General features: G+C 68.2%; 8 protein-coding genes and 1 pseudogene. 8 read left to right on the top strand and 1 reads right to left on the bottom strand.

Annotation, left to right across the window (positions count from 1 at the left end):
* Nucleotides 1-52: 52 nt before the first annotated feature.
* Nucleotides 53-3,127, bottom strand: coding sequence for an FG-GAP-like repeat-containing protein (locus tag AB0N81_RS40375; RefSeq protein ID WP_365367644.1), 3,075 nt, complete (start codon nucleotides 3,125-3,127; stop codon nucleotides 53-55).
* Between the two features lie 433 nt (nucleotides 3,128-3,560).
* Between AB0N81_RS40375 and AB0N81_RS40370 the strand changes: the two genes are divergently transcribed.
* The 8 genes and pseudogenes from AB0N81_RS40370 to AB0N81_RS40335 all read left to right on the top strand — a co-directional run bounded on the left by AB0N81_RS40370 (nucleotide 3,561) and on the right by AB0N81_RS40335 (nucleotide 15,516).
* Nucleotides 3,561-10,043: an RHS repeat-associated core domain-containing protein gene (locus AB0N81_RS40370; protein ID WP_365367642.1), complete on the top strand. Its 6,483-nt coding sequence runs from the start codon at nucleotides 3,561-3,563 to the stop codon at nucleotides 10,041-10,043.
* Nucleotides 10,044-10,090: 47 nt separating this feature from the next.
* Nucleotides 10,091-10,369 carry a hypothetical protein gene (locus AB0N81_RS40365; protein ID WP_365367640.1) on the top strand — a complete coding sequence of 93 codons (279 nt, stop codon included), beginning with the start codon at nucleotides 10,091-10,093 and terminating at the stop codon, nucleotides 10,367-10,369.
* A 439-nt stretch (nucleotides 10,370-10,808) separates the two neighbouring features.
* Entirely contained in the window at nucleotides 10,809-11,654 is an 846-nt protein-coding gene (locus AB0N81_RS40360) for an RHS repeat-associated core domain-containing protein (RefSeq protein ID WP_365367638.1), read from the top strand.
* A gap of 89 nt (nucleotides 11,655-11,743) precedes the next feature.
* Nucleotides 11,744-12,226, top strand: a complete 483-nt coding sequence (locus AB0N81_RS40355; RefSeq protein ID WP_365367636.1) for a hypothetical protein — start codon at nucleotides 11,744-11,746, stop codon at nucleotides 12,224-12,226.
* A gap of 470 nt (nucleotides 12,227-12,696) precedes the next feature.
* A complete protein-coding gene (locus AB0N81_RS40350; protein ID WP_365367634.1) occupies nucleotides 12,697-12,843 on the top strand; it encodes a hypothetical protein in 147 nt (48 codons plus the stop codon).
* 240 nt (nucleotides 12,844-13,083) lie between these two features.
* On the top strand, nucleotides 13,084-14,040 hold the full coding sequence (locus AB0N81_RS40345; protein WP_365367632.1) for a DUF4232 domain-containing protein: 957 nt from the start codon (nucleotides 13,084-13,086) through the stop codon (nucleotides 14,038-14,040).
* 16 nt (nucleotides 14,041-14,056) lie between these two features.
* Nucleotides 14,057-14,431 (top strand): annotated as a pseudogene (locus AB0N81_RS40340) (transposase); the annotation flags it as partial.
* Between the two features lie 110 nt (nucleotides 14,432-14,541).
* Nucleotides 14,542-15,516 carry a DUF1731 domain-containing protein gene (locus AB0N81_RS40335; RefSeq protein WP_365367630.1) on the top strand — a complete coding sequence of 325 codons (975 nt, stop codon included), beginning with the start codon at nucleotides 14,542-14,544 and terminating at the stop codon, nucleotides 15,514-15,516.
* Nucleotides 15,517-15,609: the final 93 nt, after the last annotated feature.

The raw sequence follows: 15,609 nt of genomic DNA, 5'->3' as shown, positions 1-15,609 counted from the left end.
CTCGTATGCAGAGCATCTGCATACGAGGGCCGGCGCCTTCTTCACGGCGGGGTCAGCTCACTGCTTGGAGGCCGCTCCAGCCGTCGGCTGCGACGGTGACGGCGTCCCCCAGGCCCGTCGGGGTGAGGCGGGGGTGGAATCGCAGGCCGGCGGTCGTGGGGGTGGTGGACCACAGGTCGGGCCGGCCGTCGTTGTCGGCGTCGCCTGCGGAGGCAAGGAGCGGGGCGGCGGCCGGGCTCCAGCCGGTGGCCACGCGTACCCGTGCCGCCGTGTCGCCGAATCCCGCGCCGTCGGGTCCCGTTCCCTGGGCGAGGAAGAGTTCGCCGGTGGACTTCTTGCGGGCCAGCAGGTCGGGGTGGCCGTTCTTCGTGACGTCGCCCGGGGCGGCCAGGTCGTAGTCCTCCCAGCTGCTGTCGCCGATGAGGACGGGCTCGGCGTACTCGTCCAAGTAGCCATAGGGGTGGCCATAGTAGAGCCAGAGGTGCTTGCCTTCCTTGACCAGCAGGTCAGGGAAGGACGGCAGGTCCCATTCGCCGATCTCGCCGTCGCCGTCGAGGTCGGTGGGCCCGTCGATGTCACCGACGGCGAGGATCTGGTCGGCGTTCTTGAAGTGGTCGTCGGCTTCGTCGGAGACGGTGAGGTCCAGGCGTTCGCCCTCGCAGGAGGAGCCCTCACCGGCTTCGCCGAGGCTGGTGCACATATATCCGAAGCCGTTGTTGGGATACATGTGCAACTGGCGGGAGCCCTTGGCGCCGGTGGTGGCGATGAGGTCTTCGTAGCCGTCGCCGTTCCAGTCACCGCGGTGGCTGGTCAGGGAGTGGTCGAAGGAGTGCTGGGAAGCGGGGGCCGGGGTGGCCAGACGGCCGTTGCCGATGCCCGGGTGCAGGGTGAGTCCGCCCTGCGTGCGCAGGGCCAGCAGGTCCGGATTGCCGTCGCCGTTGAGGTCGCCGGGCTCGTCCGGCTGCCCGGGGGAGTCGGCGTAGAAGGAGTAGACGGCCGTATCGGAGCGGTTGTTCGCCCTGTCGAGGGAGCGGACGACGAGGCGGTGGGGGCCCGCGGAGGGCGGAGTGAGTCTCACAGTGGCGCCGGCTCCGGGCTGGGCGGGGGCGATGCTGCGCACGGTGGGGTCCCAGTCGCTCCAGTACTCGTACTTCACCACGTCCTTGACGCCGCCGGCGGAGAAGGCGAAGGTGCCTTCCGTGCGGGCCGCCGCGGTCTTTTCGGGCTTGCCGGCATCGCCGTCAGGGAACTGGGCAGAGGTCGCCGACGGCGGGTGGGAGGGCCGGTCGGGGTCGAAGGCGAAGCGGCAGCCGGGGGCACCGAGAGCGGGGCGCCAGTCGGAGGCCGCCTTGCCGTCGCGGGCCTGCACCTTCCAGGAGAAGCTGCCGTTGGCCGCGCCGATGTGCTTGCCGAGCAGGGCCTTGGAGACAGTGGTACGCGCGACGCCCTTGTTGGAGACCTTCACATCGCGGTTGACGATGAGGCCGGGGTCCGCGTCGTGCTTGCCGGTGGGCCACAGGTGGAACCGGGCGGTGACGGTGCCGCCGTCCGGATCGGAGACCCTCGCGGTCAGTTGGACGTCGGTGTTGCCGAGCGTGACATGGGTGCCGTTGTCGCCGCAGCGGCCGCCGGTCATAGTCGAGGGCACGGTGTCGACGGCGGCGGGCAGGTTCGGGGTGCTGTTGTAGGTGGTGGAAAGCACCGCGGTCCGGGCGTCGAACTTCTTCCACGACTCGGAATTCGACTCATCGGCGCGCAGGCCCAGCGCCAGCTTGCTCCATTTCCCGGCGGCCGCCTTGGCGGTGACCTTGGTGGTGTCGAACTCGAGGTTGCCTGCGGGGCAACTGCTGGACCACCCCTTGGCGCCGTTGACCGTCGCGTACTTCTCGTGCCAGGCGGGCTGCCTGTTCCATGTCGTCGCCGAGGAGATCGCCGCGGTGAGCCACAGCTGGACCGGCTTCTTCCTGCACGACCACGAATGCGTGTTCTTGATCCGCATCGTGGAGGAAGTGATCTGCTTGCCGTGCAAGGAGCGCGGATTGAACTGGATGAAGGACCGCCAGGTGCCCCCGGTCTCCGACTCGTGCCCGACCCGCGCCACGTGCGAGGAGTGATTCCAGTACGAGGTGCCCGGGTGCTTCTTGGAGACCGAGGTCCAGCCCAGGCGCGGGCTGGAGACGGAGGGGTCGATGTAGACGGGGTAGACCGTCTCCGGGTGCGTCAGCAGGTTCTGGTCGGGGGTCAGGCGCATCTCCCCGCCGTCCACGTGGATCGGCATGCGGGACTCCTCGGCGCCTTCACGCGGCTCGAAGACGTCCTCACCGGCACGCACCGGCGTGCTGTCCGCGGGCCTGGCGCGCACCGGCGTGCTGTCCGCGGGCGTGGCGCGCACCGGCGTGCTGTTTGCGGGCTTGGCGCGCACCGTGGCCTTGCGTACGTCCGCGGGAGCGTGGGCGGCGCCGGCCGTGGGAGGTGCGGAGGAGTCCCACATGGTCGGGGTCGGGGCGGTGAAGACGACCTTCCCCGCCGGGTTGCGGGCGGTGAGGTTCCCCGCCTCGTCGGTGCGTACGTCAACGCCCTTACTGTCCAGGGCGAAGCGCAGGGTCTTGAGCGCGGGGTTGCGGGCCGCGTCGGCGTTCTTGACGACGAGGACCTGCTGGAAGCCGGCCGCCGAGGCCCGCAACTTGACGTCCACGCCGGGCAGTACGTCGGGATAGGTGGCCGTGTCCGCCTCGACCTTCGGCGCGGGGAGCTCGCCGGGCCAGCCCACGCTCATGGACCGGCCCTCACGCGTGACGGCGGCCAGCGGGGTCTTCGTTCCGCCGCCGGAAAAGCGCACGCCCACCGAGGCCGCCCGGGGAGCGAACGTGCCGTCAGGGCGCTCGACCAGAGTCTCGTCGATGTCGACGAGCCTGCCGTCCTGCCTCGTCCGCAGGGGAACCGTCGCGGTGTCCTGGGTGAAAGTGCCATCAGGGTTCGCGTACACCGTGGCGTACTCGGTGCGCCGCGAGAGGACTTCGACCCGGTCCCCGCCGCGGGCGGCCTGCCGCGAGGCGGTGGTCTCCTCGTCCTCGTCCGGTCCTGAGGCGCTTGTCCCGCTGCTGCCTGCGGGCCGGGGGCCGGCCACGGCCGCCGGAGCGGAGGTGACCCCGATCCCTGCCGACAGGGCGCCAACTACCAGGGCCGCAAGCCCTATTCGCCATCTGGAATGCGGACGACAAGGCATGCGTCTTCCTCTTCATTCAATCCTCGGAAACCCGGGCAAGTAAAGCACGTGTCAAGAACAACCTTGCTTCCGGCGTCAGTCGCGGCCATTCCGACGCCGACTTACTTGACGTAGAACGCCAGGTCAAGGGACTTCTGTCGGTAACTCTCATGTCGAAGGTCATGCCGCCGATATGCATCAATACCCATGCCACGAACGAGTAAAGGGCGTGCTAAGTTCTCCGGCGTCCATCTGCCCTTGATGCGGGAGCTTTTGAAGAATGCGTGCGTCTTCTCGAATAAACTCCGGGTGCCGGCCCGGGCGTTCGGACCGGAGAAGGCGCCGCATCCGACGCGTGGTCACCACGCTGACGGCGACAGCCCTGCTCAGCGGATTGCTCACCGCCGAGACTCTGGCGATGACCAGGCTTTCCCTGCGCGAGCTGCAGACCACAAAGCCCGTCCCGGTCACGCCGGTCGAGGGGAACAGGAAGACCGCGGGCGACGAGGCGGACAAGAAGGCGTGGCGGAGCGTTCCTGATGCGGCCTGGCCCAAGCCGGGCACGGCCTCGGCCGAGATGTCGGCCCCGGGCCGGAAGAAGAAACTGACACCGGGTTCCCTGCCCGTCGACATCACCCCGATCACCCCTATCGCCGCGGCCAAGAAGCAGGGCGGCGGCGCGGGCAATTCGGTGTCCGGCGAAGTCGCCGTAGAGGTACTGGACCGCAAGAGCACCGAACGGGCCGGCGTCTCCGGAGTTCTGCTGTCCGTCGAGTCCGACGGCGGTGACGCCGAACTCGGCATCAACTACGCGTCGTTCCGCAACGCCCTTGGAGCCGACTGGGCATCGCGCCTGACGCTGACCCGGGTCCCGCAGTGCGCGCTGACCGCCCCCGGCGCGGACGACTGCGCACCCGCTCCGGTCGAGACGGCCCACAACGACGCGGACAAGCAGACCCTCAGCGCGCGCGTCGACCTCGGGGAAGGGGCCGCCGACGTGGCGCCGAACTCGCAGACGAAGAGGAAGCCCGCACAAGACAAGCCCGGCACGCCCGGCACGCCCGCCGAGGCCGACTCCGCCGAGGCCGACTCCGACTCCGCCAAGCCGGGCGGCGCCAAGGCCGAACCCACCAAGGCGGACGCCACCAAGAGTCGGCCCGTCAACGCCAGGTCCGTCAACGCCGAGTCCGTCAACGCCGAGTCCGTCAACGCCGAGTCCGCCGCCACCCAGCCCGCCACAGACGAGTCGACCGCCAAGCCGGCCCGCCGCGCGCGCTCCCTGTTCGCCGTGCAGGCCGCCTCCTCCGGCGCCGGGGGAGGCGGCGGAGACTTCCGAGCCACCCCCCTGTCGCCGTCCGGCTCGTGGGAGGCCGGCGACTCGTCCGGCGGTTTCTCCTGGACGTATGACCTGAACACCCCAGACGTCCCGGGGGAGATGGGCCCCGAACTGTCCCTCGGCTACTCCTCCTCCTCGGTCGACGGGCGCACCGCGGCGACCAACAACCAGGCCAACAACGTCGGTGACGGCTGGAGCCTGGAGCCCGGCTTCATCGAGCGCCGCTACACGTCCTGCAACGCGGACATGAAGGACGGCAACAACAAGGCCAAGAACGGCGACCTGTGCTGGGGCGGCCACAACGCCGTCCTGTCGCTGGGCGGCTCCACCACCGAGCTCGTCCGCGACGACGCCACGGGCACCTGGAAGCCGCAGCAGGACGACGGCAGCAAGGTCGAACTGGTCAAGGACGCGAGACGCGGGAACGGCGACAACGACGGCGAGTACTGGAAGGTCACCGACACCGCGGGCATTCAGTACTTCTTCGGCTACCACAAGCTGCCCGGCTGGACCTCGGGCAAGACCACCACGAACGCGACCTGGACCGTCCCGGTCCACGGCAACCACGCGGGCGAACCGTGCCACAAGGACACCTTCGCCGACTCCTGGTGCCAGCAGGCCTGGCGCTGGAACCTCGACTACGTCCTCACCCCGCACGGCGACGCCATGGCCTACTACTGGGGCAAGGAACAAAACCGCTACGGCCGCAACGTCAGCCTGAGCAGCGGCAGTTCGACGGCCACGCCCTACACCCGCGGCGGCTACCTGAAGAAGATCGAGTACGGGCTGCGCCACGACGACCTGTACACGGGAACGCCCGCGGCGAAGGTCACCTTCACCACCGCCGAACGCTGCCTGGCCACCTCCTCCTTCGACTGCGCGGCCACCAAGTTCACCGCCGCCAACGCCAAGCACTGGCCCGACGTGCCCTACGACCAGCACTGCAAGTCCGGCGACGAGTGCAAGAACCGCTACAGCCCCTCCTTCTGGTCCCGCAAGCGCATCACCGACATCACCACCGAGGTCCGCGCGGGGACCGGCTACCAGAAGGTCGACTCCTGGAAGCTGACCCACTCCTTCCCCTCCACCGGTGACGGCTCCTCACCCGCCCTGTGGCTCAAGAGCGTGCAGCACACCGGCCACACCGGCGGCACCAGTGAGACCACGCCCGCCGTCACCTTCCGCGGCACCCAGCTGGCCAACCGCGTCGACAAGACCGGAGACGGCATTCCGCCGCTGATCCGCTACCGCGTGCACGCCATCGACACCGAATCCGGCGGCACCATCGGCATCACCTACTCCGCTCCAGAGTGCACGGCATCCAAGCTGCCCGCCGAGGAGAGCAACACCAAGCGCTGCTACCCCGTCTACTGGACCTCGCCGGACTCGCCGGGCGCCGACTACAAGCCCACCAAGGACTGGTTCCACACCTATGTGGTCACCCAGGTCCGCGAGGAGGACCATGTCGGCGGCGCCCCCGCCAAGCAGACCGACTACACCTACCTCGGCGGCGCGGCCTGGGCGAAGACGCAGGACGAGTTCACCGAGGCCAAGTACCGCACCCACGCCGACTTCCGCGGCTACGGGCACGTCAGGACGGAAACCGGCACCGGCGGCGACGGCACGAAGCTGCGCACCGAGACCCGCTACTTCCGTGGCGTTTCCGGCGCCCAGGTCAAGGACTCCGAGGGCGTGGAGGCCGGCGACCACCCCGTGTTCGCGGGCATGACCCGCGAGGAGGCCACCTTCGAGGGCGGCAAGCTCATCGAGGCGTCCGCATCCATCCCCTGGAAGTCGGCGGCCACCGCCACGCGCAAGCGTGGCGACGGGCTGCCGGCCCTGCAGTCCTTCGTGGCCGGTGACAGCCGGACGCAGACGTCACGCACCGCCGTGGGCGACACCTGGCGCCGCACCAAGGTCGAGCGGACCTACGACTCCTACGGCATGCCCGCCACCGAGTCCGACCACGGCGACACCGCCAAGTCCGGCGACGAGACCTGCACCACCACGACGTACGCCCGCAACACCAAGACCAACCTGGTGGAGCTCGCGGCCTCGGTGAAGACCGTCGCCAAGGCCTGCGGCACCACCCCCGACCTGCCCGACGACCTGATCTCGGAGAAGCGCACCTACTTCGACAACGCCACCACCCTGGGCGCCGCCCCCACCAAGGGCGACGTCACGCGCGCCGACGAGCAGAACGCGGCGGGCACCGGCTTTGTCACCGTCGAGCGGAACAAGACCGACCGGCACGGCCGCACCATCGAGTCCACCGACGCCACGGGCGCGAAAACCACCACCCAGTACACCCCGGCCACCGACTACGCCCCGACCAGGACCGTCCTCACCAACGCCCTCGGCCACACCGAGACCACCGAGTCCGAGCCGGGCCGGGGCCTGCCCACCGCGAAGATCGACGCCAACGGCAAGCGCACCGACTCCACCTACGACGGCATGGGCCGGGCCACGAAGGTGTGGGAGCAGGGCTGGACGAAAGCCGCCCACCCCGATACGCCCAGCAAGCAGTTCACGTACACGGTGACGAAGACCGAGCCGACCGTGGTCACCACGAAGACCCTGCGCCACAACGGTGACTACCGCACCGAGTACGCCTTCTTCGACGGCCTGCTGCGCGAGCGCGAGAGCCAGGCGCCCTCCGCCAACGGCGTCGGCCGGATCATCGGGGAGAAGAAGTACGACTCCCGCGGCCTGGAGTGGAAGACCTACGACGCCTACTACGCCACCGGCGACGCCTCCGGCACGCTGGTGACCGGCGACGACACCAAGACGCCCGACGCGATGCGCACCGTGTACGACGGGGCAGGCCGCACCACAGCCCAGATCCGCGAGAAGTACGGCGACGAACAGACCCGCGTCACCACCCGGCACGACGGCGACCGCACCACCGTGATCCCGCCCCGGGGCGACACGGCGACGACCACGGTCACCGACGTCCACGACCGCACCACCGAGCTGATCCAGTACACCGACGCCGAGCGGACCACGTCCCAGTCGACGACGTACACCTACACGCCCACCGGCAAGCACAAGACCGTCACCGACCCGAGCGGCGCGACGTGGACGTACACCTACGACCACCGCGACCGGGCAGTGAAGACCGACGACCCCGACAAGGGCACCACACACGTCACCTACGACGACGCGGACCGCCCCGTCACCACGACCGACGCCCGCGGCACCGAACTGACCACCGGCTACGACGCACTCGGCCGCAGGACCAAGCTGACCAAGGGCGACACACTGCTGTCCTCCTGGACATGGGACACCCTCGCCAAGGGCCGGCTCACCAAAGCCACCCGCCACGCCGGCGGCCAGGAGTACGTGGCCGAGACGACAGGTTTTGACGACCGCTACCAGCCCACCGCCACCAAGGTGACCATCCCCGCCAGGGAGGGCGCCCTCGCCGCCACCTACCAGTGGACGTACGGCTACAACGCCCGCACCGGCCTTGTGGACTGGACCCGCCAGCCCGCCCTGCCGGGACAGGCCGCCGAACGCGTCACCAACCGCTACGGCAGCAGCCTCCCCTACGACCAGCTCGTCATGACCGGCCCCACCGCGCCCGTCCTCGTCAACAACATCACCTACGACCCCTTCGGCCGCCCGCTGCGCACCGAGTACGGCCCCAAGGGACGCCACGTGTGGGACACCAAGGAGTACGACGAGCACACGGGCAACCTGATCCGCACCACCACGGACCGCGAGAGCGGGCCCTCCCGCATCGACGACGTCCGCTACGGCTTCGACGCGGCCGGCAACATCAACAAGCTCGTCACCGCCTCCGGCCAGGACGAGGAGCGCTCGGTGGACACCCAGTGCTTCACCACCGACGCGCTGCGCCGCATCACCAACGCCTGGACGGCGACGGACAGTTGCACGGCCAAGCCCGACGCCGGCGGCGAGGGCGGCACGGCCCCCAAGGTCGGCGGCCCGGACGCGTACTGGCACACCTTCACCTACGACGCCATCGGCAACCGCAGGACGGAGACCCAGCACAAGATCGACGGCGACCCGCTGGCCGCCCACGACGTCAAGCGCACCTACTCCTACGGCGAGAAGGGCGCGGGCAAGCGCCAGTTGACGTCCGTGAGCAACGAGACGGACGGCGAAAGGCACGAGGACACATACAGCTACGACGAGGCGGGCAACACCACCAGCCGCACCGCCGCAGGCCGCGAACAGGACTTGTCCTGGGACGCGGAGGGCCACCTGGCCAAGGCGGTCGAGGCGGGCAGGACCACGGACTACCTCTACAGCGCGGACGGCAACCGCATCCTGTCCAAGACACCGAACGCCACCACCCTGTACCTGCCGGGCGGCAACGAAGTCACCCTCAACAAGGACGGCACCAAGTCCAGCGCCCGCTACTACACCGCGGGGGACGAGACGGTAGCGGTAAGGACCGGCGGCCAGGTGAGCATCCTGCTCTCCGACCACCTGGGCACGGCCACCACCGCGGTCGTCCTCGGTGCGGGCCAGGCCATCACCCGCCGCAAGACGCACATCTTCGGCGGCCGGCGCACCGCGCAGTCCGTCAACTGGCCGGGCAACAGGGGCTTCGTGGGCGGCGCCACGGACACCACGGGCCTCACCCACCTGGGCGCCCGCGAATACGACCCCACGCTCGGCCGGTTCGTCTCGGTCGACCCGGTCATGGACACGGCCGACCCGCAGCAGATGCACGGCTACACCTACGGCAACAACAACCCGGTCATCCACGCCGACCCCGACGGCAAGTTCTTCGGCAGCTTCGTCAAGAGGCTCAAGAAGACGATCAACAAGATGGCCAAGACGGCCATCAGGGCGGTCAAGCGCTACACGAAGTGGTACGGCCGCCTCAAGCCGTACCAGAAGCAGCAGGTACGCATCGCCAACGCGTCGCGCGGCATCAGCGACAGGTGGTACCGCGGAATCGACAAGGGGCGGGCCAGAGCCCAGGCGGACGCGGCTGCGCGCGATGCACAGAAGAAGCGTGATGCGGAAAGAAGGCGACGGGACGGAGTTCTCGGCGGGCTCAAATCTGAATTGGGCGGCTGGGCGAGCAAGGCGAAGAAGGTCTGGAACAACTACACCGCAGGGGATACGAAGGGCATCTGTCTCAGCGGATCGGCTGGTTTCGGGTTCGGTGCGACGGCGAGCGTCTGTCTGGTCAACACCCGAAGGAAGGACGGAAAGACCGACTATGGGGTTTCGTTCTCCAAGGGATATGAATCGCCGTCTGTGGGCCTCAACGCAACGGTTGGACTCATGGGGAGCAATGCAACGGACTTCGAGCAGCTCCGAGGTGACGGGTGGGGCGGAACCATCGGCGGTGGCCTTGGCCCCGCCGCCTACCTGAGCCATGAAAGGGCCGTCGGCGCGAGGAACTATCGCGGCGAGCCAGTAGGATCGACGACTCTGAGCGTGGGAGTCGGGGCTGGTGCCGAAGCCGGACTCTCCAGTAGCAGCGGTACGAGGGTCGGAAAGCTGTTCACGTGGTGATGCCTCAGGAGATGCCCCTACCGTTCCTATCCGATGGAGAAACCGACATGACGGCATCCACCGTGACCGTACTGCTCGCCGAAGGCCGAGTCTCCTCCGATCCCAGTCTCCACACCCTGATCTTCTGTCTCCTCTTCGGAACGGTAGGCGTGATCCTGGCAACGGACTTCAGGGGGGCGGCCCACTACTTCGTGGATTTCGTTTCCAGGACCGTATTCGGCGGTCGAGGCGCTGCGACACCAAGAGTCGCGAGAGTTTCCGGACTCGTTATCGCCGTCATTTGTGTCGCCGGGCTCATCGCGGAGACGAGCCTCCTGTTTCGCTGATCAGCCCCCAATGGCTCGCCCCCTCCCAGCACCGCAGGCGCAGGGAGGGCGTCGGGCCGACGTGCTTGCACGGTGCGGATGAGCCTCGGGAAGAAAGGGTGTCACGTTCGACCACTTGCAGCGCCGGTGGATCCAGCGACGGCCAAGGAGCCCGCAGATGAGCAACGAACCGAAGTTGCCGGCGCCGCACAAGGGCTCACATGGAACAAGAACGGTCCCGGCGACGTACCTGCGCTGGCCGCTCTGCTCCTGGCCGTCACACGCTTCACGTGGCGTGCCGTGGTCCGTCCACGGGCCGACGTCCACACGAACGGTCTGTACGGCATCGGTTTCTGGGACCGTTGCTGGACCACGGACTACCTCTACAGCGCGGACGGCAACCGCATCCTGTCCAAGACACCGAACGCTCGGTGCGGGCCAGGCCATCACGCGGCGCAAGATGCACATCTTCGGCGGCCGGCGCACCGCGCAGTCCGTCAACTGGCCGGGCAACAGGGGCTTCGTGGACGGCACCACGGACACCACGGGCCTCACCCACCTGGGCGCCCGCGAATACGACCCCACGCTCGGCCGGTTCATCTCGGTCGACCCGGTCATGGACACAGCCGACCCGCAGCAGATGCACGGCTACACCTACGGCAACAACAACCCGGTCATCCACGCCGACCCCGACGGCAAGTTCTTCGGCAGCTTCGTCAAGAAGCTCAAGAAGACGATCAACAAGGCCAGAACCAAGGCGAAGGCGGACGCGGCGGCCCGGGAGGCACAGAAGCGCCAGGACGCCGAACGACGCCGCAAGGACAGCCTCTGGGGCAACATCAAGAAGGGCGAGTTCGGCGAGGCGTGGAACAAGACCGGCGGCAAGGCCGTCGCCCACGTCAAGGAACACTGGCGGGGGTATGCGCAGGGTGGTGCGTTCGTCATCTGTGTGGTCGGTAGCGCAGGCTATTGCGCCGGTGCGGGAGCGCTTCTACTTCTCGCTGACAACGGAGCCGACGTAGCGAACAACAATTTCAGCACGAAAAAGTTCATCACTCAGAGCCTATGGCTCGGCGCAGGTGCCGGAGCCGGTCGGATGCTTGCGGGCAGCTGGCGGGGCAGCGCGTTCACAAGGGGCCCTTCCGGGCCTCGGGCTCCCCTGTGGCGAGGCAACACCAGGCCCCCCGCGCCCAAGGGTGGCATCGACTGGGGGCAGACTGGACGCAATATGAGTACAAATGCTGGAATGAGCTGGGCCGGTTGTGGTGCCGGTGGGTTCAGTGGTGGTCAGGCGGCTTGCGGATGATCAGTACGTGGAGGGCGGTTCCGCGGCGTACGGAGAAGCCGGTGGTGATCGCTCGGCGTAAGAGCGGACCCATTGGGGGAATCCCTCTGGTGCTGGCTGCCGGGGTGTTTGGTATATGGGCCATAGCCAAGGGGTGGGACGGGAATGATCCCGGAGAGATGCCCTTCTTCGGGGCGGCTCTTCTCGCGATCATGCGGTTCGTGTGGCGCGCGATCGTCCGGCCCCGAGTTGACGTGTACGCGGATGGATTGCAGGTCATCGGTTTCTGGGCTCGCTATTGGATTCCCGGTGCGGCGGTTCGTCGTATCGAGCCCGAGGGTGGGATGCAGGTGATCACGACCGGTGGTGACGTCATCGAGGTGTTCGCGTTTTCGCGGTCTCTCTTGGATCGCGGTCAGGCGGCTGCTGGTGCGGTGCAGATGCGCCGCGCGAAGCCGGCCCGGCCGGGGCATCCGGATGAGGTGCCTGCTGTTCTTCGGAGCCCTGACTGGACGTGGGCGGACCTGCTGTTCGTGCCGATGCCCGTCCTTGCGCTGCTGGCGATGACCGGCGTCTACGGCACCTGGAACTGAACGGCTACCTCGGTAGAGCAATCGTCGGCCTTTTGTATGGCTTTTCTTGGGCCAGGTGAAACGCGCTATGAGCAGCAACGGCGGATCGGGGTGGGCCGCTTGCGGCGCCGGCGGATTCAGTGGCGGTCAAGGAATCTGAGGATGAGCAAGGAACCGGAATCGTCGGCGCCGCGCAAGGGCTCGCTGTTGACGACCGTGCGTCGCGGGAGTGGGCGGCACGGACCCAGCAGGTTGCGGTTGGCCGGTTCGGTTCCCAGCCTCCTTCCAACTCTGAAGGTCCTCCGGGAGGTCTCAGAGGCCTCGCTGTCACAGGCTCGCGAGCTGGCCAGGGAACTGAGCGACGGGGGCCTGGCACGCATCACCGATCCGGGCATGCTGATTGCGACCAACGAACGCGGCCATGTGCTGAAACGCCCGTCCAAGCCCGCTATAGCGAGAACAACACCTACCAGCTTGAGTACAGGGACGGGGTGGCTGAGCTGTACTACCAGACGCAGACGATCTCCCAGGAGAAGCTCCTCGGGGCGCTGCTCGGCTGGGCCGGTGTGAAGCCTGGCCGGCAGACCGGCTTCATGTGGAACAACATCGCTGAGGTGTTCGGCCCCATCGGACCGTGATACCCCGGAGCCGCTGACGGGTGCGAAATCGGGCTGACCAGGGCGGTCAAGGTTCGATGGCACGAACCGCGCAGCGGCCAACCTTCAGTGGCAACCGGTCAAAGATCAGTGGCACCGGACACTGTATTCACGCGGCCCACCCGGGTACGACTCCCCGCCCCCGCTTGTGACACCCCTCTGCCCCGAAACCGTGACCCCCAACAGGCGCGCTGGACCCCAGCGCCCTGATGGGATAGCCGAATGAACAGATTGGATTCTCTCCGCCCACCCCTCGCCGCGACTGCGGCCTTACCCCTGTCCTTCGCCGCGATCGCTCTACTGCTTACTGCCTGCGGGACGGAGCGCACGGACGCAGGGCACTCCGACACGAGTACGGCCGTGCCGTCGTCTTCCGCGCAGGTCGACGATCCGGGCAAGGACGGCGTACGCGTCACCTCGTTGACCTTCGCGTCAACTGCCCCCGCCCCCACCAAAAGCTCCCCTGTCTCCGCCGACGGCCTCGGCTCGGACTCGGGCATCTCGGCCGCCTACGAGGTCACCAACAAGAGTGACGAGACCCTGACCTACTCGATCGTCTTCACCTTCATGAGCCGTGACGGCGGAGCCATGGCCAACCAAACCGCGACCGTGCGCGACGTCGGCCCCGGGAAGACCGTGAGAGGCACCGTCCGGGCCGGAGGCCTACCACCCGCCACGCCGCGGGTGACCCAGGCCAAAGTGCTCGAAGTAACCAAAGTCCCCGCTGGCGAGGCACCGGCCGAGCCAGGCACATGCCCGGGCTCCGGGATCCGTGTCAGCACCGATCAGGGCGACGCGGCGATGGGACTGCGCGTCGTCGGCCTGCACCTCGAAAACTGTGGCACGCAGCCCTACACCGTAGAGGGCTACCCCCTGCTGGAGCTCCTGGACAAGGACCGCAAGCCCGTCCACGGCGTCAAGATCCTCGACGGCAGTGGCGAGATCACTACCGGTGCCGGGCCCGACGAGCAACCCCGACCTGTCACGCTCGGCCCCGGCGAATCGGCAACCGCCGGCTTGGTGTGGCGTAACACCACCGAGTCCGGTACGCCGGTGAACGTGCCGTACGTGCGGGTCCGGGCGAAGGCCGGCGCTGCCCCCGTGACAGTGACCCCGAACCTTGACCTCGGAACTACCGGAAAGCTTGGGGTCAAGCCGTGGGACAAGGCGGAGCCCTAGTAGTGCTTCGTTAGCTCTGTTCGTTGGTGCTGGTCAGGAGCATGTTGGGTGTGCGGACGCTTATGAAGTGGCCTGTCTGCGGGCGGCGTTGGGGTTGTTTGTGGCTGATGTGTTCGCCTCGGTGCCGCGTAAGGATCAGCGGGCCAAGGGTGAGTGCTATCTGCGGGGGCTGATGCTGGACGGTCGGCGCAAGTCGATCCAGCCGATGGCCGCCCGTCTGCCGGACGCTGACATGCAGGCCCTGCAGCAGTTCGTCAGCCAGTCGCCGTGGGACTGGACGCCGGTGCGCCGGCGGATCGCCAAGAGGCTGTGCCAGGTGATCCGGCCGCAGGTGTGGGTGGTCGATGACGTGTCGTTTCCCAAGTGTGGCCGGGAAGCGGTGGGGGTGGCCCGCGACGCCCGCTGAGCAACCGGGGCGGCCGACGGACAGGCCGCGCTCTGCGCCAGATAGGGCAGGTCGTAGGCTCGCTGTACGACGGTGAGGCGGCAGAGGAGGGGCCAGTGAAGATCGTGCTGCCGGGAGGGACCGGGCAGGTGGGCGGCGTGCTGCGTCGGGCGCTGACCGCTGCGGGCCACGAGGTAGTGGTTCTGACCAGACGCCCGGTGCGGGAGGGCGAGGTCCAGTGGGACGGCCGGACGCTGGGCCCCTGGGCGGAAGTGGTTGACGGCAGTGATGTCGTGATCAATCTGGCGGGCCGTAGCGTCAGCTGCCGTTACACCGACGAGAATCTCCGCGCCATGATGGACTCACGTGTCAACTCCGCACGCGTCGTGGGCCAAGCGATCGCCGACGCCCGGAAGCCACCCCGGCTCTGGCTCCAGATGAGCACCGCCACCATCTACGCCCACCGCTTCGACGCACCGAACGACGAGGCCACCGGCGCGATCGGCGGAGCCGAGCCAGGTGTCCCCGACTACTGGGCCTACAGTGTCGAGATCGCGCAGAACTGGGAGCGGGAGCAGGAGTGCGCCGCGACCTCGCAGACGCGCAAGGTGGCTCTGCGGTCGGCGATGGTGATGAGCCCTGACCGCGGCGGCGTCTTCGACTACCTGCTGTGGCTGGCGCGGCTCGGCCTCGGCGGACCGGTCGCAAGCGGCGCCCAGTACGTGTCCTGGATCCACGACCGTGACTTCGTCCGCGCCGTGGAGTTTTTGATCGGCCGGGACGACATCACCGGGGCGGTCAATCTCGCGGCTCCCGGCCCGCTGCCGCAGCGGGAGTTCATGCGTGCACTGCGCGGCGCCTGGGGCATGCCGGTCGGGCTGCCCGCGACGCAGTGGATGGCCCAGATCGGCGCCTTTGTTCTGCGCTCCGACACCGAACTCCTCCTGAAGAGCCGACGGGTGGTGCCCGGGCGGCTGAGGGATGCCGGGTTCATGTTCGACCACGGTGCCTGGCCGCAGGCGGCGGCCGACCTCGTGCGGCGGACGCGTCGTGAGAGGTCCCGCTCCCGACAGACAGCAGCACGCTCCTGACCGCCAGGTGCCCAACAGCGCGTATGGACGGCCACGTCTACCGGCTTTCGAGTCCGGCTGCTTCAGGTGAAGAGGGCGGGGAGGGCGTCGGCC

It is taken from the genome of Streptomyces sp. NPDC093510 (genome assembly GCF_040683555.1).
Taxonomy (GTDB): domain Bacteria; phylum Actinomycetota; class Actinomycetes; order Streptomycetales; family Streptomycetaceae; genus Streptomyces.
The sequence above is the reverse complement of the archived record's forward strand: the minus strand, read 5'-3'. Positions and strand labels throughout refer to the sequence as shown.